Source organism: Shinella sp. 20P9.1.1 (genome assembly GCF_057798995.1).
Genome location: NZ_JBYOLC010000003.1, coordinates 85,598 through 108,972 on the forward strand (window position 1 = coordinate 85,598; position 23,375 = coordinate 108,972).

The following is a 23,375-nucleotide window of genomic DNA, read 5'->3' on the forward strand; positions in this document are numbered from 1 at the left end:
TCCATCGCGAAAAGACCGTAATTGTATCAAGAGTTCCACCCCGGAAACCGCAGCCGCGTTTCCGGGGTTTACGTCTGGGAGACCGCATGGCCACCGACCGCTTGCCGCATATCGTGCTCTTTTCCGGCGGGACGGCCTGCCGCTCCACCAATCTGGCGCTCTGCGCCAAGCCGGTGCGGCTCACCCGTATCGTGCCCGCCTGGGATAGCGGCGGCAGTTCCAAGGTGATCCGCGAAAGCCTCGACGTGCTCGGCGTCGGCGATATCCGCCAGGCGCTGATGACCATGGCGCATGGCGAGGGCCGGGCGGGCGATGTGGTGAAGGTCTGCAATGCACGCCTTACCAGCAGCAGCCTTGCCGATGCCGATACCGAATTCGCGCTCTATGCCGAAGGCCGCCATCCGCTGCTGGAGCGCATGGAGCCCGGCCTGCGCGGCGCGATCCTCAACTACCTGCGCACCTTCCGCGCGGCCATCGGCGCGGATTTCGATTTCCGCAATGGCAGTATAGGCAATTTCATCCTCACCGGCGCGCATCTTGCCCACAACAGCGACATCAACACCGCCATCTTCGTCTTCCGCAAGCTCTGCGATGTCGCCGGCCATGTCTGGCCCTCGACGGCGGACAGTAGCGCCGATCTCTCGGCCGTGCTGAAGGACGAGACTGTTGTATCCGGCCAGCACCGCGTGACGGCGCTTCCCGAGGAGCAGGGCAGGACCGGCATTCGCGAGATCCTGTTATCCGGCCGCAACGGCGCGCCGGCTCCTGCCAACGAGGCGGTGATCGAAAGCCTTGAAAGTGCCGACGTCGTGGTCTTCGGCCCCGGCAGCTTCTATACCAGCGTGCTGCCGCATTTTCTCGTCGAGGGCGTCGTGCCGGCCATCGCGCGGAATTTGCACGCCCGCCGTGTCTTCATCGGCAACATTCTGCAATGCCGAGAGACGCGGGGCCTCGACCTCGCCCAGATGCTGCAGACCGCGGCATCCGTCTGGCGCGAGCGCGGCGGAGTGGATGTGCGGCCCTTCACCCATGCGCTGGCAAACCGACAGCTTCTGCCCTTCGAAAAGACCGTCGGCGCTTTCGCCTATCTCGGCAACGGGGCGTTGGAGGCGACCTGCGCGCGACTTGGCACCGAGGCCGTCATCGGTGAGTTCGAGGATGCCTGGCAGCGCGGCCACCATGACGGCGCGGCGGTTGCCGACAGTCTCAGCTCGCTTTTGCGGGCGTGATCCTGGCGTCCGGCATCCAGCTTCGCCCCTTGGCGAAGGCGAGGAAATCATCGGCCGCCATGGGCCGTGCCAGCGCATAGCCCTGCAGGGTGTGACAGCCAAGGCTGCGCAGCAGCGCGGCATGCTCCAGTGTCTCGACGCCCTCGGCGACGGTCTCGATATCGCGCACCTTGCCGATATCGATGATCGAGCGCACGAGGCTCTGCTGCGACGTCGATTCCAACAGTGGCTGCACGAGCCGGCGGTCGATCTTCAGGCGCTTGGGCGAAAGCTCCAACAGGCTGACGATGGAGGCGTGGCCGGTGCCGAAATCGTCGATCTCGATATCGATGCCGAGCGCCTTGATCTCCTCGATGGCCTGGCGCAGCCCGTCGTCGGCCGTGTCGAAGGAAATCGACTCCAGGAGTTCGAAGGTCAGCGCGCCGGGGCGGATGTTCATCGCCTTCAGCTTGTCGATCAGGCCCTCGTCGCGCAGGCGCTGGCAGGAGACGTTGACGGAGACGCGCGGAATGCCGAGCCCCTGGCCTTCCCAGCGTGTCGCCTGGAACAGCGCTTGGTCGAGGATCGTCTCGTCGATGCGGGCGACGACATTGAGGCTTTCGGCGACCGGCAGGAAAACATCGGGCGCGATGAAGCCGCGCGTCGGATGCTCCCAGCGGGCGAGTGCTTCGACGCCGACGATTTCAAGCGTTTCCGCATCGAACTGCGGCTGGAAGAACGGGCGGAATTCGCCGCGTTCCAGGCCGCGCAGGATATCGTCGCTGAGGCGCTTCACTTCGACCGTGCGCAAACGCAGTTCATCGTTGAAGGCCTCGACGCGGTTGCGGCCGCGGCGCTTGGCCTCGTAGAGCGCGATATCGGCATTGACGAGAAGCTGCTCGGGGGACTCGTCCGCATCGTTGCGCGTGGCGATGCCGATGCTCGCGCCGATGCGACAGTCATGGCCTTCGATGATCATCGGCTCGCTGATCGCCTCGATGAGGCGGGCGGAGAGGCCGGTGAAATCGGCCTGTGCCGGATCGCGGCGCGACAGCAGCACGAATTCGTCGCCGCCGATGCGGGCAATGAAGTCTTCCAGCGGAATATGGGCACGCAGCACACCGGCGGCGTGTTTCAGCACTTCGTCGCCGGCAGCGTGGCCCAGCGTGTCGTTGATGTCCTTGAAGCGGTCGAGGTCGATATGCAGCAGCGTCAGCGGACGGCCGTCGCCATTGCCCGCGAGCGCCAGCTGCTGATCGAGGAAGCGGCGGTTGGGCAGGCGCGTCAGCGCGTCATGCAGCGAATTGTGCTCCATGACGCGGCGGGCTTCCTCCAGCGCGTGGTTCTGCGCCTCGGCCGTCAGCTTGGCCTCGAGCAGTTCGGCCTGCAAGAGCGTATCTTCCGTAACGTCCCAGTTGGCGCCGACGATGCGCTTGGCGCCGGACGAGGCGCGATAGGTCATGCCATGGGCGCGGATATGGCGAATACGCTCGTCATGCCCGATGACGCGGAACTCGGTAATGTAGGGTTTTTCATCGGCAATGGCTGTCGCGAAGACACGTTCGGCTTCTGCGATATCATCGGGATGAAGTGCAGCGCGCCAATCGTCGTAGCCGCAGATCGGTTGCTCCGGCGGTACATTGTAGAGCGCGCGCATGCGCGCATCCCAGGAGAGCGCCGAGGTCTCGCTGTCATATTCCCAGACACCCACCTTGGAAGCATCGAGCGCGAGCTGCAGGCGCTGCGAGATGGTTTCCAGGCGATCTTCGCGATCCTGCAGGGTGAGGATGTGCTTGTGGCGCTCCTTCATGAGGTAGCCGACCCAGAATATCGGGGCGACAATGATGATGGCGAGCAGGGCAAGGCCCGCGCGGAAGGTGCCGAGATCGGCGGAGGGCTGCCGCCAGCCCTTCAGCGGCGCGGCCGACATGGTCCAGATCTCGTGACCGATATCGATCGTCATATCGACGGGATTGGCATCGACCGTGTTGGGCGTGGCAAAGAACGTCCGTGCCTCCTGGCCGTTGTGCGGCTTGCTTGAGAGGGTGACCGCGATCTTGAGGTCGTCGGTGAACCCGCTGGTGGCCAGGAGCTTGTCGAGACTGATGACGGCGGAAGCGATGCCGAAGAAGGCATTTTCCTTGCCAACATGGATCGGATAGCGGGCGATCACACCGCGCCCGCCCTGAACCAGATCGACCGGTCCTGTGACGATCAGCCGATCCTGTTCCATCACCTGGAGCGCGGCGGCGCGCTGGCGCTCGTTCTTGCGATAGTCGAGGCCAAGGCTGCGTTCGTTGCCCTTCAGCGGGTAGACGCGGTTGACGACGAAATCCGGTGCGATGGCGAGGCTGCGCAGCTGGTTTTCTTCGCGGAAGATGCGGCTCAGAAGATCGTCGAAATGCGTCGGCGACATGTCCGGTTCGGTCGAGAATGTCGCGACGAGGCCCTGCACGAGCTTTACATTGCCGAGAATATTGCCCTCAAGGCGGGAGCGCAGCAGGCCGAGTTGTTCGGTGGTGGAAGAGCGCAGATATTCTTCTTCCAGCCGCCGCTTCTGGGCATCGGCGAGCACGGCGGCGACGAGAACCGCGAATGCGACGACGATGGCGGGGATGTAGTATCCCAGCCCTCGAAAGGAGAATGTCGCATTGCGATCGTTCATTTCTGCCAGTTCGTTCCCATTTGCTCGCGCCACCGGCAGGCGGCTCTTGGGCGTTTGGGGAACGATGGCAGATGCAACTTAATATTTGCTGACGAGGTGTCGGCCGATTCTGAACGGTTTGGGGAGCACTTTTGCACGGGCTCTTTCCGTCACCGTCCGTTCGCGCTAGTCCTCGGCGCAATCGAAACAGAAGGGGGCAGGTTTGCCGTCGCATCAGGACAGGGCGGAAAGCGTGTTCGGCGCGCTGGTCCGCGGGATTGTCGAGGAGAGCCCGCTGAAGGCGGCCGGTTTCATCGTCACCATCTATGGCGACGTGGTGGAGCCGCGCGGCGGCGTGGTCTGGACCGGCAATCTCATCGAGACCTGTGCGGCTGTCGGCATCAGCGAAACCCTGGTGCGCACCGCCGTCTCGCGGCTGGTCGCCGCCGGCCAGCTTTCGGGCGAGCGCGAGGGACGGCGCAGTTTCTATCGCCTCGCAGCTCCTGCCCGCGCGGAATTCGCCGCTGCCGCCCGCCTGCTGTTCGGCCCGCCGGAGACGGCGGACTGGCATTTCGTGCAACTGACCGGTGACGCGCCGGACGAGGCGATGCAGCAGCTGGAGCGGGCCGGTCACGCCCGGCTTGGGCCCCGGCTTGCCGTCGGCGCCCGCGCCATGCCGGTGCTGAAACAGTCCGCCGTCATCTTCCGCGCGGAGGTGGTGAGCGGCCAGGGCGATCTCGGGGCGTTTGCCGCCGATCACTGGAACCTTGCGCAGCATGCGGATGCCTATCGCGGCTTTATCGACCGGTTCCGGCGCCTTTCCGATCTGCTGGCAGGGCGAGTGCGCCTTAGTGCGGCCGAAAGCCTCGTGGCGCGACTGGTTCTGGTGCATCAGTTCCGTCTGGTCGTGCTGCGCGATCCGCGCCTGCCGCAGGCAGCGCTGCCCGCGGACTGGCCGGGCGAGGCGGCGCGCAGCCTGTTCACCGATCTCTATCTTCGCCTTTCGCCGGAAGCGGACCAGTATGTCGCCCGCCATTTCGTAACGGTGGATGGTGGCTTGCCGGAGATGAGCGAGGCGACGGCGCGCCGTCTTTCGCTGTTGCGCGGCGCAAACTAGCGCACAATTTGCACGGAAAAGCCGACCCTTGTGGTATGATGGGAGCTGCTGGAATGAAGTGTCACAGAAAATATGAAAATCGCCATTGATTTGTGATGTTTGTGCTGTTAATAAGTAACCGATCGGTCGGTTAATCTTTCGAGGAGAGGGAAACCGGCCTGGATGCCAGGGAGGAAGCCGCGTGTCCGAAGCCTTTATCTGCGATGCCGTTCGTACACCCATCGGCCGCTATGGCGGGCTGTTGTCGTCGGTGCGTGCCGATGATCTTGCCGCCCTGCCGCTTGCCGGCCTGATGGCGCGTAACCCGCAAGTCGACTGGTCGAAGGTGGATGACCTCATCTATGGCTGCGCCAACCAGGCCGGCGAGGACAACCGCAATGTCGGCCGTATGGCCGTGCTGCTCTCCGGGCTTCCCGTTTCCATTCCTGCAACGACGGTCAACCGCCTCTGTGGCTCCGGCATGGACGCCGTCGGCATGGCGGCGCGCGCCATCCGCGCCGGCGACTGCGATTTCGTCATCGCCGGCGGCGTCGAGAGCATGAGCCGTGCGCCCTTCGTCATGCCCAAGGCCGAAAGCGCCTTCTCCCGCGCCAATGCCGTTTACGACACGACGATCGGCTGGCGCTTCGTCAATCCGAAGATGAAGAAGGCATTCGGCGTCGATTCCATGCCGGAGACGGCCGACAACGTCGCCGCCGATTTCGCCATCACCCGCGAGGATCAGGACGCCTTTGCCGCGCGCAGTCAGGCGCGCTGGGCGGCCGCGCATGAAGCCGGCGTTTTTGCTGACGAGATCGTGCCGGTCTCCCTGCCGCAGAAGAAGGGCGATCCGCTTGTCATCGATACCGACGAGCATCCCCGTCCCGGCACGACTGCCGAACAGCTTGCCAGACTGAAGGGTGTCAACGGCCCGGATCTCTCGGTCACTGCCGGCAATGCGTCCGGCGTCAATGACGGTGCTGCCGCGCTGATCATCGCCAACGAAGCGACCGCAAAGGCACAGGGCCTGACGCCGAAGGCGCGTGTCGTCGCCATGGCGGCGGCGGGGCTTGAGCCGCGCATCATGGGCTTCGGTCCTGCGCCTGCGGTGCGCCGGGTGCTCGAACGCGCCGGTCTTTCGCTCGGCCAGATGGATGTCATCGAACTCAACGAGGCCTTCGCCTCGCAGGCACTCGCCGTGCTGCGCGATCTCGGCCTGCCCGACGATGCCGCGCATGTGAATCCGAACGGCGGCGCGATTGCCATCGGCCATCCGCTCGGCATGAGCGGCGCGCGCCTCGTGACGACCGCTGCCTACCAGCTTCACCGCCAGGGCGGACGCTATGCCCTCTGCACCATGTGCATCGGCGTAGGCCAGGGCATCGCCATCATTCTCGAACGCGTCTGACGCGCAAACCGGAGGAGAGACCATGTACGCACAAATGGTGAAGACCGATGCCGCCCGCGTCCGGTCCCTCGACGAGATGGAGCCGCAGGAGCGCGCCTTCCAGGAGCGCATCGATGCCGGCCAGAAGATCGAGCCGAAGGAATGGATGCCCGAGGGCTACCGCAAGACGCTGGTGCGCCAGATCAGCCAGCACGCCCATTCGGAAATCGTCGGGCAACTGCCCGAGGGCAACTGGATCACCCGCGCGCCGACGTTGGAGCGCAAGGCGATCCTGCTCGCCAAGGTGCAGGACGAGGCGGGCCATGGCCTCTACCTCTACTGTGCCGCCGAAACGCTCGGCATCAGCCGCGACCAGATGTATGAGCAGCTGCATTCCGGCAAGGCGAAATATTCCTCGATCTTCAACTATCCCACACTGACCTGGGCCGATATCGGCGCGATCGGCTGGCTTGTCGATGGTGCCGCCATCATGAACCAGGTGCCGTTGCAGCGCTGTTCCTACGGCCCCTATGCGCGGGCCATGGTGCGCATCTGCAAGGAAGAAAGTTTTCACCAGCGCCAGGGCTATGACGCGCTGATGCGTATGGTGAAGGGCACGCCGGCCCAGAAGGCCATGGTGCAGGATGCGCTGAACCGCTGGTGGTGGCCGTCGCTGATGATGTTCGGGCCCTCGGACGATGCTTCCGTGCATTCGGCCCAGTCGATGGCCTGGAAGATCAAGCAGAACTCCAACGACGAGTTGCGCCAGAAATTCGTCGACCAGACGGTGCCGCAGGCGAAATATCTCGGCCTTACCGTTCCCGACCCTGATCTCAAGTGGAACGAGGAAAAGGGCGGCCACGATTTCGGCGAGCCGGACTGGGAGGAATTCTTCAACGTGATCGCCGGCAACGGCCCGTGCAATGCGGAGCGTCTCGACGCCCGCAGACAAGCCTGGAGCGACGGCGCCTGGTTCCGCGACGGCCTGACGGCCCATGCGGAAAAGGCAGCCGAGCGCCGCGCCGCCGCCAAGATCGCCGCTGAGTAGGGGAGAGAGAACATGTCCAGCGAATGGCCGCTTTGGGAAGTCTTCATCCGGGGTCAGCATGGCCTCAACCACCGTCATGTCGGCAGCCTGCACGCGCCCGACGCCGAGATGGCGATCAACAATGCCCGCGACGTCTATACGCGCCGCAACGAGGGCGTCAGCATCTGGGTGGTGCGGTCTTCCGAGATCACCGCCAGCGCGCCCTCGGAAAAAGGCCCGCTGTTCGACCCGTCGAATTCCAAGGTCTATCGTCACCCGACCTTCTTCGACATTCCGGATGAAGTGGGGCACATGTGATGGCGAACGCGGCGCTTTTCGAATTCCTGGCGCGCATCGGCGACAACACGCTGATCCTTGGCCACCGCGTTTCCGAATGGTGCGGTCATTCGCCCGCACTGGAAGAGGACATTGCCCTTTCCAACACCGCGCTCGACCTGATCGGCCAGACCCAGCTCTGGCTCGGCCTTGCCGGCGAGGTGGAGGGCAAGGGGCGTTCTGCCGATGACCTCGCCTATCTGCGCGACGGCTACGACTTCCGCAACATCCTGCTCGTCGAGCGCCCGAACGGCGATTTCGGCAAGACGCTGATGCGGCAGTTCCTGTTCGACGCCTGGCACTATCTGCTGCTGAAGGCGCTGAAGGGGTCTTCCGACCAGCGCGTCGCCGAGATCGCGGAAAAAGCCTTCAAAGAGGTGTCCTACCATCTCGACCGCAGCCGCGACCTTGTCATCCGCCTCGGCGACGGCACAGCCGAAAGCCATCGCCGCATGCAGGAGGCGCTGGACGATCTCTGGCCCTATACCGGCGAGATGTTCATGAGCGATGCGCTGGATACCGAACTGGTGGAGGCCGGCGTCATCCCGGCACCTGCGAGCCTCAAGGCCGGCTGGGACGAGATCGTCGCCGAGGCGCTGACTGAGGGCACGCTGAAGAAGCCCGCCGACGGCTATATGCACAAGGGCGGCCGGCGCGGCGTGCATACCGAGCATCTCGGCTTCATCCTGACCGAAATGCAGTTCCTGCAGCGCGCCTATCCGGGCGCGACCTGGTAGGAGGCGGCCATGGAACCGGCACTCCGCCCCTCGCTGGATGAGGTCTGGCACTGGCTGGCTCAGGTGCCTGACCCGGAAATCCCGGTCATTTCGCTGACCGACCTTGGGATTATCCGGGATGTCGAATGGCGGGAGGATACGCTTGTCGTGACGGTGACGCCGACCTATTCGGGCTGTCCCGCCACCACGATCATCAATCTCGATATCGAGACGGCGCTTGCCGAAAAGGGGCTTTCCAAGGTGCGGCTGGAGCGCCGGCTTTCACCGGCCTGGACGACGGACTGGATCAGCACCGAAGGCCGGGACAAGCTGAAGGCCTACGGCATCGCCCCGCCGATCGACGGCACGGCGGCCGACGGCATCCTGATGAAACGCGTCGACCGGCTCTCCGGCCGCTCGAACCTGACGATCGCCTGTCCGCGCTGCGGATCCGTGAATACCGAGAAGATCAGCCAGTTCGGCTCGACGCCCTGCAAGGCGAGCTATCGCTGCACCGACTGCCTGGAACCGTTCGACTATTTCAAGTGCATCTGACCCATAGGGAGAGGCCCGCGCATGGCACGTTTTCACCCCCTGACCGTGACGGATGTTCGCCGCGAGACGCGCGATGCGGTCGTGGTCACGCTCCGGCCTGCGGACGAGGACCGCGCCGTCTTCGATTTCACGCAGGGCCAGTACCTGACCTTCCGCCAGAAATTCGAGGATGAGGAGCTGCGCCGTTCCTATTCGATCTGCGCCGGCAAGGATGAGGGTGTCTTGAAGGTCGGCATCAAGCGCGTTGACGGCGGCTGCTTTTCCACCTGGGTCAACGAGAACCTGAAGGCCGGCGATGTGATGGAGGCCATGCCCCCGATGGGCGCTTTCTTCACCGCGCTGGAACCCGATGCCGCAAAACACTATCTCGGCTTTGCCGGCGGCAGCGGCATCACGCCCGTTCTCTCGATCATCAAGACGGTGCTGTCGCGCGAGCCGCGCGCCCGCTTCACGCTGGTCTATGCCAACCGCCAGATCAGCTCGATCATGTTCCGCGAGGAGCTGGAGGACCTGAAGAACCTCTATCTCGGCCGCTTCTCCGTGCTGCATGTGCTGGAGAGCGAGGCGCAGGACATCGACCTCTTCACCGGCCGCATCGACGGCGAGAAATGTGCGGCGCTCTTCCGCAACTGGATCGACCCGAAGTCGGTGACAACCGCCTTCATCTGCGGCCCCGAGCCGATGATGCTGGCGATTGCCGCCGCGCTGCGCGAGCACGGCCTTCGCGACGACCAGATCAAGTTTGAGCTCTTCGCGTCTTCGCAGCCCGGCCGTATCAGGCGCAAGGTCGAGGCCGTTGCCGGTGTGGACCAGGGGGCGATGTGCGAGGCAACCGTCACGCTCGACGGTGCGACACGGACCTTCAAGTTCCCGAAACAGGGCCAGAGCCTGCTCGACGCGGCGCTCGAAAACGCCATGGACGCGCCTTACGCCTGCAAGGCCGGTGTCTGTTCCACTTGCCGCGCCAAGATCATCGAGGGCGAGGCCGAGATGGAGGTCAACCACGCGCTCGAGGATTACGAGGTGCGCCAGGGTTATGTGCTGACCTGCCAATGCACCCCGCTCACCGACCGCATCGTCGTCAGCTACGACCAGTAAGGGGGATACGCCATGTCCGATACGATGCCGATCGAGGATTATCTCGCCCAGGGCGGCGTTCTCTCGTCTCCTGCCAATGTACCACCGCGCTATCGCGGCGAGTTGCTGCGCCTGATGGCGAGCTTCGTTGACAGCGAACTGGCTGGTTCCGCCGGCTTTGCCGATGTTATCAACGATGCGCCGGGCATTCAGGAACGCATTTCCGCCGCCCGTATCGTGCTGGAAAAGGCCGATCACGCCGGCAAGGTCCTTCAGATAATGGAGACCTTTGGCGCGGATGGTGGGCGTTACGCCGTGCATCACCCCTGGTCCATCAGGCTTGCCCGTGAGGCCGATATCGGCGCGGCGCGGCAGGGGGGCGATATGCGTCTCTCCGTCTTCCACTATCCGCTGCAAGGCTGGGTGGATGCCGTCGTCATGAACGTGCTGATGGGCCGGGCAAGCGTCGTGCAGCTCAAGGAGCTGTCGCGGGTCTCATACCAGCCGCTCGCCGAGGTTTTTCGCGCCATCCTGCCGCGCGAGACGCGCCATGCGGAACTCGGCCTCGCCGGTCTCGTGCAGATCGTCGACGATGCGGAAGGTCGCGCTAAAGCGAAAGCCTCGGTCGCTTACTGGTATCCGCGCGTTGCTGCGAGTTTCGGCCATTCCGGCTCAGCTCGTTTCGAGACGCTGTCGCGCTTCGGCCTGCGGCACACGCAAAACGAGACCCTGCTTGCCGAATGGCGGGCCGAGGTCGATGCGCAGCTTTCTGCGCTTGGCCTGAATTGAAAGGATAGTGACATGAACGTCATGGCAAACCGGCCGCGCCGGCTCGAAAGCTATGTCGGCGGCCAGTGGGTTGCCGGCGCGAAGGAGGGCGTGCCGCTGCTCGACGCCTCGACGGGCGCGCCCGTCGCCTTCATCGATTCCACCGGCGTCGATTTCAAGGCGAGCCTTGCCTATGGCCGCGAGAAGGGCGGGGCCGCGTTGCGCCGCCTGTCCTTCCACGAGCGCGCCGCCATGCTGAAGGCGCTCGGCCAAGCGCTGATGGAGAGGAAGGAAGAGTTTTACGCCCTCTCCACCGCGACGGGCGCCACCCGCGCCGACAGTTGGGTCGATATCGAGGGTGGTATCGGCACGCTGTTGTCCTACGCCTCCAAGGGCCGGCGTGAACTACCGAACACCCGCGTGTTGCTCGATGGCGACGTGGAGCTGCTCTCCAAGGACGGCACGTTTTCCGCGCAGCATATTCTGAGCCCCTTGCAGGGCGTGGCAGTCCATATCAACGCCTTCAACTTCCCCTGCTGGGGCATGCTGGAAAAGCTCGCGCCGACGCTGCTGGCCGGCGTTCCCGCCATCGTCAAGCCGGCGAGCCAGACGGCCTATCTAACGGAATTGATGGTCCGCCGCATTATCGAGATGGGCATTCTGCCCGAGGGGGCCTTGCAGCTGGTCTGCGGCTCGGTCGGCGATCTGCTCGACCATGTCGAGGGGCAGGATGCCGTGACCTTCACCGGTTCAGCCTCCACGGGCCAGCGGCTCAAGACGCACAGGGCCATCGTCCAGAATTCCGTGCGCTTCACCATGGAGGCCGACAGCCTCAACGCCGCCGTGCTTGGCCTCGACGCCGCGCCTGGCACGGACGAGTTCGACCTCTTCGTCAAGGAAGTCGCGCGCGAGATGACGGTGAAGGCCGGGCAGAAATGCACGGCGATCCGCCGCGTCATCGCCCCGCGTTCCTATAGCGAAGCCCTCATCGAAAGCCTGCGCGCGCGCCTCGGCAAGACCGTCATCGGCAATCCGGCCGACGAGGCCGTCCGCATGGGCCCGCTCGCCAGCCTGGACCAGCGCGAGGAGGTTCGCGCCCGTATCCGCGATCTCTCGGCGGATGCCGAAATCGTCGCCGGCGATCCCAATAATGCGGACATCCAGTCCGGCGATCCCGCGGCCGGCGCTTTTCTCAATCCGGTGCTGCTCTATTGCGACAAGCCGGGCGCGGCGCGCGCTATCCATGATGTCGAGGCTTTCGGTCCGGTCAGCACCGTCATGCCCTATGACACGGCGGAAGAAGCGGTCGATCTGGCGCGGCGCGGCAAGGGCAGCCTCGTCGCCTCAGTTTTCACCAATGATCCGGCTTTCACCGAAGAGGTCGTGCTCGGCCTCGCGCCGTTCCACGGCCGCGTGATGATCGGCAACCGCGTCAGCGCCAAGTCATCCACCGGTCACGGTTCGCCGCTGCCGGGCCTCGTGCACGGCGGCCCCGGCCGCGCTGGTGGCGGCGAGGAGCTGGGCGGCATGCGTGGCGTCAAACATTACATGCAGCGCACCGCCATACAGGGTGCGCCGACGCTGCTTACCGCAGTCACCGGCCGCTGGATGCAGGGTGCTGAGGCGCATGTCGGCAGCGAGCATCCGTTCCGCAAGTCGCTTGCCGAACTGAAGATCGGCGACCAGCTGATTACGGCCACGCGCACGGTGACACTCGACGACATCGGGCATTTCGCCAACTTCACCGGCGATACTTTCTATGCGCATATGGACGAGGAAGCGGCCAAGGCAAACCCGTTCTTCGACGGGCGCGTGGCGCATGGCTATCTCATCGTCTCCTTCGCCGCCGGTCTCTTCGTCGATCCGGCGCCGGGTCCCGTCCTTGCCAATTATGGCGTCGATAACCTACGCTTCCTGACACCGGTTAATCCCGGTGATACGCTGAAGGTGCAGCTCACCTGCAAGGAGATCAATCCGCGCGCCAATGCCGAACACGGCGAGGTGCGCTGGGATTGCAATGTGACGAACCAACTGGGCGCTACCGTCGCGCAATACGACGTTCTGACGATGGTAGCCAAAACGAGAGAGTGACCGAATGGACCCGCGCCGCCTTGAGATGACCGTTCTGATGACGCCCGACATGGCGAATTTTTCGGGAAAGGTCCACGGCGGCGCGCTGCTCAACCTGCTCGACCGCGTGGCCTTCTCCTGCGCCTCCCGCTATTCGCAGCAATATGCGGTGACGCTGTCGGTCGACCAGGTGATGTTCAAGGAGCCGATCAACGTCGGCGAACTCGTCACCTTCCGCGCCTCGGTCAACCACACCGGCCGCACCTCCATGGAGATCGGCATCCGTGTCGAGGCGGAAAACATCCGCTCCGGCCAGCGTCGGCACACCAATTCCTGTTACTTCACCATGGTCGCGGTGGACGATGCGGGAAGGCCGGTGCGCGTGCCCGACTTGCAGCCGAAGGACGCTGTGGATGTCAGGCGCTACAAGGCGGCTGAGTTGCGCCGCACGTTGCGGCGGGAGTTTGCCGAGCGGTTGGAGTCGGTTGCCGCGACGGGCAAGGATGTGGAGAAGGATGGCGCGTAAGCGTTCCTGCGCGTTGCCCGGCTTGTCGCCGCATGCCTGGCTGTCACTTTGACGATGCCTTCGGCGGGGTGTATTCTATTCGCCTTCGTCCGGAGGCATCGATCATGCATCTTGGAGCGCTCATATTGAGTCTCGCCTTGGCCCTGACCCCCACTGTGGCGGATGCTCACAACTGCAAATGCCGAAATCGCGGCGTTATGTTCGAACTAGGCCAGACATCCTGCTTAAGGGTCGATGGCGGCTCCTATCTCGCGCGTTGCGAGATGAAGCTCAATGTCTCGTCCTGGACAAAGATCGAGGGAGGCTGCCCGGTGACGGAGCGCACGCTGTTGCGGCCGACGCGCGTCAATTAGATTGCGTAAGCCTCAGGTTACGGCCTTGACGCCCTCGAGGATCAGTGTTGTGGCGATATCCGCATATTCGTCCCGCGTTACCGGTCCGTTGGGACGGAACCACATATAGACCCAGTTCATCATGCCGAAGAGCGACATGGTGACGGGCATGAGGAGCGGGCGGTCCTTGTTGAGATCCGGGTTGATGTCGCGGATGACGCCGGAGAAACGTTTGACGATCTGCCGCTCGATCGCCTGCAATTCGGCAAGCTGCTCCGGTGAAAGGGCGCTGGTGCCGTTGAGCTGCACCTTGTGCTCGTTGTCGCGGCCTTCGTAGTTTGCCAGAACCGCCTTCACGAGCAGCCGCAGCCGGTCTTGAGGAGGCACATCCTGACGATCCGCCGCTTCGATGGCGCTTTCCAGCTCCGAAAGATGCGTGCGCACGATGTCGAAGATCAGCGCGTCTTTGCTTGGATAGTAGTGGTAGAGCAGGGCCTTCGAGACATTGCTGTGTGAGGCGATTTGCGACATGGACGCCTTCTCCATGCCCATCTCGGCAAACACCGCTGCGGCACTCGACAGAATGCCACGCTGTTTTTCTTCGAAATCCACTGCGCGCGTGCGTGCCATATGTCCTGCTCTGCTCTTTCCGGCTGGTGGCCGCGGGAAGGGCGGCCGCCCTTCCTATACACAGTCAAGCCGGTGCCCGGCTATCCCGACGTTTCACTCTTTGGGTCGGTTGTCGACCACCCGTTTCGCCTTGCCTTCCGAGCGGGCGACGCCGCCTGGCTCGTGCACGGTGATCTTGGTGGAGACGCCGACGATGCTCTTGATGTGATGGGCGAGTTCCTTGGCCGAACCGGCGCGGGCACCTTCGTCCGCCATTTCGACGGTACATTCGACATGAACCGTCATATTGTCCATACGGCTGGTGCGGCTCAGCTCGATCTGGAAATGCGGCGCCAGGCCGCGACATTTCAGGATCTGTTCCTCGATCTGCGTCGGGAAGACGTTGACGCCGCGCAGGATCATCATGTCGTCCGAGCGACCGGTGACCTTTTCCATTCGACGCATGGAGCGGGCGGTGCCGGGCAACAGCCGCGTCAGGTCGCGCGTGCGGTAGCGGATGATCGGCAGGCCTTCCTTGGTGAGCGTGGTGAAGACCAGCTCGCCGATCTCGCCGTCCGGCAGCACTTCGCCGGTCTCGGGATGGATGATCTCGGGGTAGAAATGGTCTTCCCAGATATGCAGGCCGTCCTTCGTCTCGACGCATTCATTGGCGACGCCGGGGCCCATGACCTCGGAGAGGCCGTAGATATCGACCGCATGCATGTCGAAGGCCTGCTCGATTTCCTCGCGCATGGCGTTCGTCCAGGGTTCTGCGCCGAAAATGCCGACAGCGAGCGAGCTTTCGTGCGGATCGATGCCGTGTTTGCGGAACTCGTCGAGGATGGAAAGCATGTAGGAGGGCGTCACCATGATGATGCGCGGCTTGAAATCCTGCATCAGCGTGACCTGGCGCTCCGTCATGCCGCCGGAGATCGGCACCACGGTGCAGCCGAGTTTTTCCGCGCCGTAATGCGCGCCGAGGCCGCCGGTGAACAGGCCGTAGCCATAGGCGACATGCACGATATCGCCGGCTCGGCCGCCCGAGGCGCGGATCGAGCGCGCGACGACGGTCGCCCAGGTGTCGATATCGTTCTTCGTGTAGCCGACGACGGTCGGCTTGCCTGTGGTGCCGGAGGAGGCGTGGATGCGGGCGAGTTTTTCACGCGGCACGGCGAACATGCCGAAGGGATAGGTGTCGCGCAGGTCCTTCTTGGTGGTGAAGGGGAATTTCGCGAGATCGGACAGCGTTTTCAGGTCCGAGGGATGCACGCCCGCCTCGTCGAAGCGCTGGCGGTAGAAGGGCGAGTTCTCGTAGGCGTGGGTCAGCGACCACTTCATGCGCTCAAGCTGCAGCCCGGAAATCTCATCGCGCGAGGCGGTCTCGATCGGTTCGAGGTCTCCGGGGCGGGGGGACAGGTCTTCCATGAAATTCTCCTCCAAGAATACGGGCAAGAATGGGGGATGATCTACCTCACTCCGGCAGATGTATGCCCTTGACTGTTCGCGAGTGGCCGCGGAATTCCGCGATCGCCTCGCCCACCTGATTGGTGATGCGGATATCGTAGATGCCGCCCCGTCCGCGGCGCGATACTTCGCGCGCGGTGGCCGTCAGCCTGTCGCCCTTGAAAGCCGGTGCGAGAAACGTCACCGAACAGTGCTGGGCGACGGTGCGCTGGTTGTAGGTGTTGCAGGCGAAGGCGAAGGCCGAATCCGCCAGCGTGAACATGTAGCCGCCATGGCAGGTGCCGTGGCCGTTGGTCATGATCTCGGCCACGGTCATGGCGATGGTCGCTTCACCGGGGGCGATGGAGACGAGCTCCATGCCGAGATGGCGGGTGGCGTTGTCGTCGTCCCACATGGCCTTCGCGCAGGCTTCGGCCAGCGCTTGTGGGGTAAGGGTCGCGGCGCTCATTTACCCCTAAACTCCGGCTTGCGCTTTTCGAGAAAGGCGGAGACGCCTTCGGCATAGTCGGCGCTGCGGCCGGCTTCGCGCTGCAGGTCGCGTTCGAGGTCGAGTTGCTGATCCAGCGAATTGGTCGCGGCGGCCTGGATGGCGCGCTTGGTCATGCCGAGGCCGCGCGTCGGGCCGGCGGCAAGGCGGGTGGCGAGCGCCGTCGCCTCTTCCATCAGCTTGTCGTCATCGACGGCGCGCCAGATGAGGCCCCAGTCGGCGGCGGTTTCCGCGCTGAGCGGCTCGGCCGTCAGCGCCAGTGCCTTGGCGCGCGCTTCGCCGATCAGGCGCGGCAGGCTCCAGGTGCCGCCGGAATCCGGCACGAGGCCGATCTTGGCGAAGGCCTGGATGAAGCGGGCAGAGCGGGCGGCGAAGGTGATGTCGCAGGCAAAGGCGATATTGGCGCCCGCGCCGGCGGCAACACCGTTGACGGCGCAGATAACGGGCTTTTCCAGGCTGCGGATCAGGCGCAGCAGCGGATTGTAGAAGGTCTCGATGGTGTGACCGAGGTCCGGCGCGCCCTTCTTCGGGTCGCGGTCGCCGAGATCCTGGCCCGCGCAGAAGCCGCGGCCGGAACCGGTCAGCAGCACCGCACGCACGGCGTCATCCGCATGGGCCTTCTCGAAGCCGGCGCGCAGCGCAAGATGCATCTCGTCGTTGAAGGCGTTGAGCTTGTCGGGGCGGTTCAGCGTGAGGGTGAGAACGCCATCGGCAAGCGCCGACAGAATGGTGTCGGAATTGGACATTTTTCCTCCCTGTCGCCCTTCCCAGGGGCGACCGTAAAAAAACTCTTGCATAAACCGACCGGTCAGTCAATTATAAAAGCACTGACTGGGAGGACAGATCATGACCGCACTTTTCGAGCGCCATCGCCCGACGCTGGAAGCCGCCTTGCAGGCCGCCGCCAAGCGCGATTTCTGGTCCGCCTATCCGGAAGTGCCAAGCGGCAAGATTTATGGCGAGACCGCCAAGGACGACGGCTTTGCCGCTTACAAGGCGCGTCTCGGCCAACCCTTCGCGCTTGTCGATCACCCCTCCGAAGGCACTGTCGGTGGGGAAGTCTCGCCTTACGGACCCTCCCTCGGCATCACCTATCCCGCCGCCTCCGTGGATAGGATCGTTTCGGCCTCGCGTGCCGCCGCCCCGCAATGGGCCGCCGCCGCGCCGGAAGTCCGTGTCGGTATCTGCCTTGAAATCCTCGCCCGCCTCAATGCGCGCAGTTTCGAGATCGCCAATGCCGTCATGCACACGACGGGCCAGGCCTTTGCTATGGCCTTCCAGGCCGGCGGCCCGCATGCGCAGGATCGCGGCCTCGAAGCCGTCACTTACGCCTATGCGGAGATGACCCGCATACCGGCGACCGCGATCTGGACCAAGCCGCAGGGCAAGGGCGCGCCCATCGTCATGGAAAAGCACTGGCGCATCGTGCCGCGCGGTGTTTCGCTCGTCATCGGCTGCAACACGTTCCCGACCTGGAACAGCTATCCGGGCCTTTTCGGCAGCCTCGCTACCGGCAACACCGTCATCGTCAAGCCGCATCCCGCCGCGATCCTTCCGCTTGCCATCACCGTCGAGATTATCAGGCAGGTGCTGGTGGAAGAAGGCTTTGCCGCCGATATCGTGCTGCTCGCCGCGGATGCACCTGGTTCGGAGATCACCAAGGACCTCGTGCAGCACCCGGCCGTCGCCATCGTTGATTACACCGGTTCCAACAGCTTCGGCACATGGGTGCGCGAAAATGCCGGCGGGGCCGACGTCTATACCGAAGAGGCCGGCGTCAATTCGATCGTCATCGGCGCCACCGACAATTTCGCCGGCATGTGCGGCAATATCGCCTTCTCGCTGTCGCTCTATTCCGGCCAGATGTGCACGGCCCCGCAGGATATCTTTGTCCCGCGCGGCGGCATCGAGACGAATGAGGGGCACAAGAGCTTCGATGCGGTGGCGTCCGGCATCGCCGCTGCCGTCGATGGTCTGCTCTCCGATCCGACCCGCGCAGCCGGCGTCTGCGGCGCCATCGCCAATCCCGCGACGCTCGCCCGTATATCCACCGTTCGCGCGCTCGGCCGTCTCGTGCGCGATTCCGCCCCGGTTGAAGGTCTCGACGATGCTCGCACAGCAACGCCGCTGATCCTCGCCGTCGACGCGGCAGACAGCGAAACCTATGCGGAGGAACGTTTCGGCCCCATCGCCTTCGTCGTTGCGGTCGACGATGTCGTCGATGGCGTGAACCGCGCGGCTGAACTTGCCGAGCGCAAGGGCGCGATCACCGCCGCCCTCTATGCCACCGACGAGGCACAGATTCTCGCCGTCGCCGACCGGTTTGCCGCGGCGGGCGTCAATCTTTCGGTCAACCTGACCGGCGGCATCTATGTGAACCAGAGCGCCGCCTTCAGCGACTTCCACGTCACCGGCGCCAACCCGGCCGGCAATGCCAGCCTCACGGATGCGGCTTTCGTCGCCAACCGGTTCCGCGTGGTCATGTGGCGCCGCCCTGCGGCGGCGTGAGAGGAGTTTTCGTTTTAACCCTTTGTCTTTGTTGGGAGGAGAAACCGACATGAAATTTGCGCTCACCACCACCGCAGTTGCCCTGATCCTAGGACTTGCAGCGCCCGCGCTTGCCGATATCAAGATCGGCGCGACCATTTCCGAAACCGGCCCCGCCTCGTTCCTTGGCGACCCGGAAGCCAAGACGCTGAAGCTGCTGGTCGAAGAGATCAATGCGGCCGGCGGCGTCAACGGCGAGAAGCTGGAACTCGTCATCTATGACGATGGCGGCGACCCGAATAAGGCGCGCACTTTCGCCACCCGTCTCGTCGAGGACGACGAAGTGGTCGCCGTGATCGGCGGCACGACGACCGGCACCTCCATGGCCGTCATCCCGGTCTTCGAGGATGCGGAAGTGCCCTTCATCTCGCTCGCCGGCGCCATCGAGATCATCGATCCGGTAAAGCCCTATACCTTCAAGACGCCGCACACGGATCGCATGGCCTGCGCGAAGATCTTTGAAGACATGAAGAAGAACGCCATCACCAAGATCGGCATGATCTCCGGTTCCGACGGTTTCGGCGCCTCCATGCACAAGCAGTGCCTCGCCATCATCGGCGAATACGGCATCGAGGTGCTGGCCGACGAGACCTACGGCCCGACCGATGCCGACATGACGCCGCAGCTCACCAACATCAAGGGCAAGGACGGCATCCAGGCCGTGCTCAACCCCGGCTTCGGCCAGGGCCCGGCCATCGTGACGCGTAACTATGCCCAGCTCGCCGTAGGCCTGCCGCTCTACCAGTCGCATGGCGTTGCCTCGGATGGTTTCATCGAGCTTGCCGGGGCGGAAGCGGCCGAAGGCGTGCGCCTGCCGGGCACGGCGCTTCTGGTTGCAAAGCTGCTGCCGGAAAGCGATCCGCAGCGCGCCGTCGTCACGGCTTACAAGGACACCTATGAGAAGGCGACCGGCAAGCCGGTCTCGACCTTCGGCGGTTATGCCCATGATGCGCTGCGCATCCTCGTCGACGCGCTGAAGCGTGCCGGCAGCGCCGAACCGTCCGACATCCGCGACGCGATCGAAGGCACGAAGGGTCTCGTCGGCACAACAGGCACCGTCACCATGACGGCCGAGGACCACCTCGGCCTCGACCTCTCGGCCTTCCGCATGCTGCAGATCGAAAAGGGCGGCTGGAAGATCGTCGAGTAATCGAGCCTGCCGGCCCGCCTCTTCAAGGCGCGGGCCGGCGGATACCGTCGTGCGCGAAGCGGAGGCATCCATGCCCGAACTCCTGCAATTTCTCCTGTCCGGAATCACGGTCGGCGCGGTCTATGCGCTGGTCGCGCTCGGCTTCACGATCATCTACAACGCATCCGACGTCGTGAACTTCGCCCAGGGCGAGTTCGTCATGCTCGGCGGCATGATCACCTTCTTCGCGCATGCTAGCGGCCTGCCGTTGCCGCTCGCCGCGCTGATCGCCATCATCATCACCTCGGCGGTGGGCGTGGCGCTCAACAAGCTCGCCATCGAGCCCGCCCGCGGCGCGCCTGTCGTCTCGCTGATCATCATCACCATCGGCGCGTCGATCTTCATCCGCGGGGCGACGCAACTCGTCTTCGACAAGCAGCTGCACCGCTTCCCGGCCTTTTCCGGTGACCAGCCGATCCTGATCGGCGGCGCGACCATCTTGCCGCAGAGCCTGTGGGTCATTGCCGGCGCGCTCGCCGTCTTCCTCTGTCTCTGGCTGTTCTTCACGCGCACGCTTATCGGCCGCGCGGTGCTGGCGACGGCGAACAACCGCATCGCCGCCCAACTCGTCGGCATCAACACCAATTATGTCATGACGCTGTCCTTCGCCATGTCCGCCGCCATCGGGGCGCTGGCCGGCGTGCTGGTGACGCCGATCACGCTGACCGGCTACGATGTCGGTCTCGCGCTGGCGCTGAAGGGTTTTGCCGCTGCCATGCTCGGCGGCATGGGCAATCCCAAGGGGGCGCTGGTCGGCGGCCTACTGCTCGGCATGCTGGAGGCGATGACGGCCGGCTATATCAGCTCTCAATACAAGGATGCGGCGGCCTTCGTCGTCATCCTCGCCGTGCTCTTCGCCATGCCGCAGGGCCTGTTCGGCCGCAAGTCGACGGATCGGGTATGATCATGCGGCTCTCCAGCAAGGTTACCACGCTCCTCGTTCTCGCCGCGGTCATCGCGATCGCGCCGGTCTTCTTCCCGTCCTCCTATTATTTCCGCGTGGGATCGCTTATCTTCGTCAACGGCGTGGCGGTGACGGGCCTCGTCATCCTCATCGGCTATGCCGGCCAGATCAGCCTCGGCCATGCCGGTTTCGCCGGCATCGGCGCCTATGCCTGCGCGCTGGCGCCGGTTCATCTTGGTCTGCATCCGGCACTCGCCGCCCTGCTCGGCGCGCTTTTGTCCGCGGCAATCGCCTATCTCGTCGGCCGGCCGATCCTGCGGCTCAAGGGCTATTATCTCGCCGTCGCCAGCCTCGGTTTCGGCATCCTCGTCTCCATGGTTCTCTCCAACGAGGCGCAGCTCACGGGTGGGCCTGATGGCATGGCGGTGCCGGAACTTGGCCTTCGCGGCGCGCTGAAGGCTATCGGCTTCGATCTTTCCAACACCGAATTCTGGTATGCCTTCTCCGGCTTCGTGCTGGTTTTGGGTGCCTGGCTCGCGCTCAATCTCTATCACAGCCCGACCGGCCGGGCGCTGCGCGCCCTGCACGGTTCGGAGATTGCGGCCCGCACTGTTGGCGTCGATGTCGCGCATTACAAGCTCGTAGCCTTCGTCATCTCGGCGGTTTATGCCTCGGTGTCCGGTTCGCTTCTGGCCCTGCAGAACAAGTTCATCACGCCTGACGTCGCCGGCTTCATGCACTCCATCGAGATGGTCACGATGACGGTGCTCGGCGGCGCGGGCTCCGTGCTCGGCGCTATCCTGGGTGCCGCGATCCTAACGACGCTGCCGCAGGTGCTGACGATCTTCCAGGAATACGAACAGCTCATGCTCGGCCTGGTCATGATGCTCGTGATGATTTTCATGCGAGAGGGGCTGCTGCCCTCCATTGCGCGCCGTATCCGGGGGAGGGCGGAATGAGCCTGCTTCAGATCGAAGGCCTGGGTATCGATTTCGGCGGCCTGCGCGCCGTCAACGGTGTCGGCTTCTCCTTGAAACCCGGAGAGATCGTCTCCGTCATCGGCCCGAACGGCGCCGGCAAGACGACGCTGTTCAACATGATTTCGGGTGTCTATGCCCCGGCGCGCGGCCGCGTCGTGCTGGATGGTGAGGACGTCACCCGCGTGCCGCCGCATCTTCTGGCGCGGCGCGGCCTGTCGCGCACCTTCCAGAACCTGCAAATCTTCCAGTCGATGAGCGTCCTCGAAAACGCCGTCGCCGGCCATCACCTGCATGAGCGCGGCTCGGTGCTTGCCGATCTCTTCGCGCTGCCCGCCGCGCGCCAGCGCAGCAAGGCCTCGGAGGAAAGCGCCCGTGCATTGCTCGACCGCGTCGGCCTCGGCCGCGCCGCCGAACAGGAGGCGGGTTCGCTCTCCTACGGCGCGCTGAAGCGGCTGGAAATCGCCCGTGCGCTGGCGCTGAAGCCCCGCGTTCTGCTGCTCGACGAACCCGCCGCCGGCTGCAATGCCGTCGAGACGGAGGAGATCGATCACCTCATCGCGCAGGTCGCAGCCGAGGGCGTTTCGATCCTCCTGGTGGAGCACGACATGAAGATGGTCATGCGTATTTCCAACCATATCGTGGTGCTCGATCACGGCGAGAAGATCGCCGAGGGCGAGCCGGCGGCGATTGCGCGCGATCCGCGCGTCATCGAAGCCTATCTGGGTGCGCAGGCGGCGGAGGCGAAACATGCTGACGGTTGAGGGACTGCGCTCGCGCTACGGCCGTATCGAGGTGCTGCACGGCATCGACCTCGATGTCGCCTCCGGTGAGATCGTCACGGTGGTCGGCGCCAACGGTGCAGGCAAGACGACGCTGCTCAAATGCCTCTCCGGTATTCAGCCGGTCTCGTCTGGCTCGATCGTCTTCCGCGGCGAGGCGCTGACAACGGTGCCGGCCCATGCCCGCGTTCGGCGCGGTCTCGCTCAGTCGCCTGAGGGCCGGCAGATCTTCACCAATTTGACGGTGGAGGAGAACCTGCGTCTCGGCGCCTATCTCTTCGCCGATGACAAGGTTGACCGCGATAGAGAGGACGCCTTCGCGATGTTTCCGATCCTCAAGGAGAAGCGGAATCTTGCGGCGGGCGGCCTTTCCGGCGGCCAGCAGCAGATGCTGGCCATTGCCCGCGCGCTGATGGCGCGGCCCTCCTGCCTGCTGCTTGACGAACCCAGCATGGGCCTTGCCCCCATTCTCGTCGCGCAGATCTTCGACGTGGTCAAAAGCATGAAGGCGCTCGGCTTCACTGTGCTCCTTGTCGAGCAGAACGCTTTTGGCGCGCTGTCCGTCGCCGACCGTGGTTATGTCATGGAGACGGGCCGTATCACCATGTCCGGCCCGTCCGCTGAACTGATTGCCGACGAACGCATCCGCGCCGCTTATCTGGGAATTTGAGATC

23 protein-coding genes are annotated in these 23,375 nt (G+C 64.3%); 18 read left to right on the top strand and 5 right to left on the bottom strand.

From position 1 onward, the window contains the following. Positions 1–86 precede the first annotated feature (86 nt). The gene (locus AC27VQ_RS06380; protein WP_488715647.1) at positions 87–1,229 is read left to right on the top strand and encodes a gluconeogenesis factor YvcK family protein; all 1,143 of its coding nucleotides are present in this window, start codon (positions 87–89) and stop codon (positions 1,227–1,229) included. Here the strand turns inward: AC27VQ_RS06380 and AC27VQ_RS06385 are convergent. Beyond that, positions 1,207–3,873 carry a bifunctional diguanylate cyclase/phosphodiesterase gene (locus tag AC27VQ_RS06385; RefSeq protein ID WP_488715648.1) on the bottom strand — a complete coding sequence of 889 codons (2,667 nt, stop codon included), beginning with the start codon at positions 3,871–3,873 and terminating at the stop codon, positions 1,207–1,209. The two genes, AC27VQ_RS06380 and AC27VQ_RS06385, sit on opposite strands and share 23 nt — an antisense overlap. Positions 3,874–4,075: 202 nt before the next feature. Here AC27VQ_RS06385 and paaX point away from each other — a divergent pair, with 202 nt between their 5' ends. The 11 genes from paaX to AC27VQ_RS06440 all read left to right on the top strand — a co-directional run bounded on the left by paaX (position 4,076) and on the right by AC27VQ_RS06440 (position 13,763). Then, positions 4,076–4,969, top strand: coding sequence for a phenylacetic acid degradation operon negative regulatory protein PaaX (gene paaX, locus AC27VQ_RS06390; RefSeq protein WP_488715649.1), 894 nt, complete (start codon positions 4,076–4,078; stop codon positions 4,967–4,969). Positions 4,970–5,150: 181 nt separating this feature from the next. After that, entirely contained in the window at positions 5,151–6,356 is a 1,206-nt protein-coding gene (gene pcaF, locus AC27VQ_RS06395) for a 3-oxoadipyl-CoA thiolase (protein ID WP_421594033.1), read from the top strand. A gap of 22 nt (positions 6,357–6,378) precedes the next feature. Further along, the gene (gene paaA / locus AC27VQ_RS06400) at positions 6,379–7,383 is read left to right on the top strand and encodes a 1,2-phenylacetyl-CoA epoxidase subunit PaaA (protein WP_488715650.1); all 1,005 of its coding nucleotides are present in this window, start codon (positions 6,379–6,381) and stop codon (positions 7,381–7,383) included. A 12-nt stretch (positions 7,384–7,395) separates the two neighbouring features. After that, complete coding sequence (gene paaB, locus AC27VQ_RS06405) at positions 7,396–7,680, top strand: 1,2-phenylacetyl-CoA epoxidase subunit PaaB (RefSeq protein ID WP_069061017.1); 285 nt, start codon at positions 7,396–7,398, stop codon at positions 7,678–7,680. Beyond that, positions 7,680–8,435 carry a 1,2-phenylacetyl-CoA epoxidase subunit PaaC gene (gene paaC / locus AC27VQ_RS06410; RefSeq protein WP_313532174.1) on the top strand — a complete coding sequence of 252 codons (756 nt, stop codon included), beginning with the start codon at positions 7,680–7,682 and terminating at the stop codon, positions 8,433–8,435. The genes paaB and paaC overlap by 1 nt, the downstream gene beginning before the upstream one ends. 9 nt (positions 8,436–8,444) lie before the next feature. After that, complete coding sequence (gene paaD / locus AC27VQ_RS06415) at positions 8,445–8,969, top strand: 1,2-phenylacetyl-CoA epoxidase subunit PaaD (RefSeq protein ID WP_488715651.1); 525 nt, start codon at positions 8,445–8,447, stop codon at positions 8,967–8,969. A gap of 21 nt (positions 8,970–8,990) precedes the next feature. Beyond that, positions 8,991–10,067 carry a 1,2-phenylacetyl-CoA epoxidase subunit PaaE gene (paaE, locus tag AC27VQ_RS06420; RefSeq protein ID WP_488715652.1) on the top strand — a complete coding sequence of 359 codons (1,077 nt, stop codon included), beginning with the start codon at positions 8,991–8,993 and terminating at the stop codon, positions 10,065–10,067. A 12-nt stretch (positions 10,068–10,079) separates the two neighbouring features. Beyond that, positions 10,080–10,835, top strand: coding sequence for a Phenylacetic acid catabolic protein (locus AC27VQ_RS06425; protein WP_488715653.1), 756 nt, complete (start codon positions 10,080–10,082; stop codon positions 10,833–10,835). A 12-nt stretch (positions 10,836–10,847) separates the two neighbouring features. Continuing rightward, positions 10,848–12,905 carry a phenylacetic acid degradation bifunctional protein PaaZ gene (gene paaZ / locus AC27VQ_RS06430; protein ID WP_488715654.1) on the top strand — a complete coding sequence of 686 codons (2,058 nt, stop codon included), beginning with the start codon at positions 10,848–10,850 and terminating at the stop codon, positions 12,903–12,905. A 4-nt stretch (positions 12,906–12,909) separates the two neighbouring features. After that, a complete protein-coding gene (locus AC27VQ_RS06435; RefSeq protein ID WP_488715655.1) occupies positions 12,910–13,410 on the top strand; it encodes an acyl-CoA thioesterase in 501 nt (166 codons plus the stop codon). Between the two features lie 104 nt (positions 13,411–13,514). Continuing rightward, a complete protein-coding gene (locus AC27VQ_RS06440; protein WP_488715656.1) occupies positions 13,515–13,763 on the top strand; it encodes a hypothetical protein in 249 nt (82 codons plus the stop codon). A 12-nt stretch (positions 13,764–13,775) separates the two neighbouring features. Here the strand turns inward: AC27VQ_RS06440 and AC27VQ_RS06445 are convergent, their stop codons facing one another. From AC27VQ_RS06445 to paaG, 4 genes are all read right to left on the bottom strand, one after another. Continuing rightward, positions 13,776–14,372: a TetR/AcrR family transcriptional regulator gene (locus tag AC27VQ_RS06445; RefSeq protein ID WP_313532162.1), complete on the bottom strand. Its 597-nt coding sequence runs from the start codon at positions 14,370–14,372 to the stop codon at positions 13,776–13,778. Positions 14,373–14,465: 93 nt separating this feature from the next. Next, the gene (gene paaK, locus AC27VQ_RS06450) at positions 14,466–15,776 is read right to left on the bottom strand and encodes a phenylacetate--CoA ligase PaaK (RefSeq protein WP_488715657.1); all 1,311 of its coding nucleotides are present in this window, start codon (positions 15,774–15,776) and stop codon (positions 14,466–14,468) included. A gap of 46 nt (positions 15,777–15,822) precedes the next feature. After that, entirely contained in the window at positions 15,823–16,263 is a 441-nt protein-coding gene (paaI, locus tag AC27VQ_RS06455; RefSeq protein WP_488715658.1) for a hydroxyphenylacetyl-CoA thioesterase PaaI, read from the bottom strand. Continuing rightward, a complete protein-coding gene (gene paaG, locus AC27VQ_RS06460; protein WP_488715659.1) occupies positions 16,260–17,048 on the bottom strand; it encodes a 2-(1,2-epoxy-1,2-dihydrophenyl)acetyl-CoA isomerase PaaG in 789 nt (262 codons plus the stop codon). The genes paaI and paaG overlap by 4 nt, the downstream gene beginning before the upstream one ends. Before the next feature lie 100 nt (positions 17,049–17,148). Here paaG and paaN point away from each other — a divergent pair, with 100 nt between their 5' ends. From paaN to AC27VQ_RS06490, 6 genes are all read left to right on the top strand, one after another. After that, positions 17,149–18,810, top strand: coding sequence for a phenylacetic acid degradation protein PaaN (gene paaN, locus AC27VQ_RS06465; protein ID WP_488715660.1), 1,662 nt, complete (start codon positions 17,149–17,151; stop codon positions 18,808–18,810). Positions 18,811–18,859: 49 nt separating this feature from the next. Continuing rightward, positions 18,860–19,999 carry an ABC transporter substrate-binding protein gene (locus AC27VQ_RS06470; RefSeq protein ID WP_488715661.1) on the top strand — a complete coding sequence of 380 codons (1,140 nt, stop codon included), beginning with the start codon at positions 18,860–18,862 and terminating at the stop codon, positions 19,997–19,999. Between the two features lie 70 nt (positions 20,000–20,069). After that, entirely contained in the window at positions 20,070–20,942 is an 873-nt protein-coding gene (locus tag AC27VQ_RS06475; RefSeq protein ID WP_488715662.1) for a branched-chain amino acid ABC transporter permease, read from the top strand. Positions 20,943–20,944: 2 nt separating this feature from the next. Then, positions 20,945–21,901: a branched-chain amino acid ABC transporter permease gene (locus AC27VQ_RS06480; protein ID WP_488715663.1), complete on the top strand. Its 957-nt coding sequence runs from the start codon at positions 20,945–20,947 to the stop codon at positions 21,899–21,901. After that, entirely contained in the window at positions 21,898–22,683 is a 786-nt protein-coding gene (locus tag AC27VQ_RS06485) for an ABC transporter ATP-binding protein (RefSeq protein WP_488715664.1), read from the top strand. Before AC27VQ_RS06480 ends, AC27VQ_RS06485 begins: the two co-directional genes overlap by 4 nt. Further along, positions 22,670–23,371: an ABC transporter ATP-binding protein gene (locus tag AC27VQ_RS06490; RefSeq protein WP_488715665.1), complete on the top strand. Its 702-nt coding sequence runs from the start codon at positions 22,670–22,672 to the stop codon at positions 23,369–23,371. The genes AC27VQ_RS06485 and AC27VQ_RS06490 overlap by 14 nt, the downstream gene beginning before the upstream one ends. The last annotated feature ends 4 nt before the right edge of the window (positions 23,372–23,375 follow it).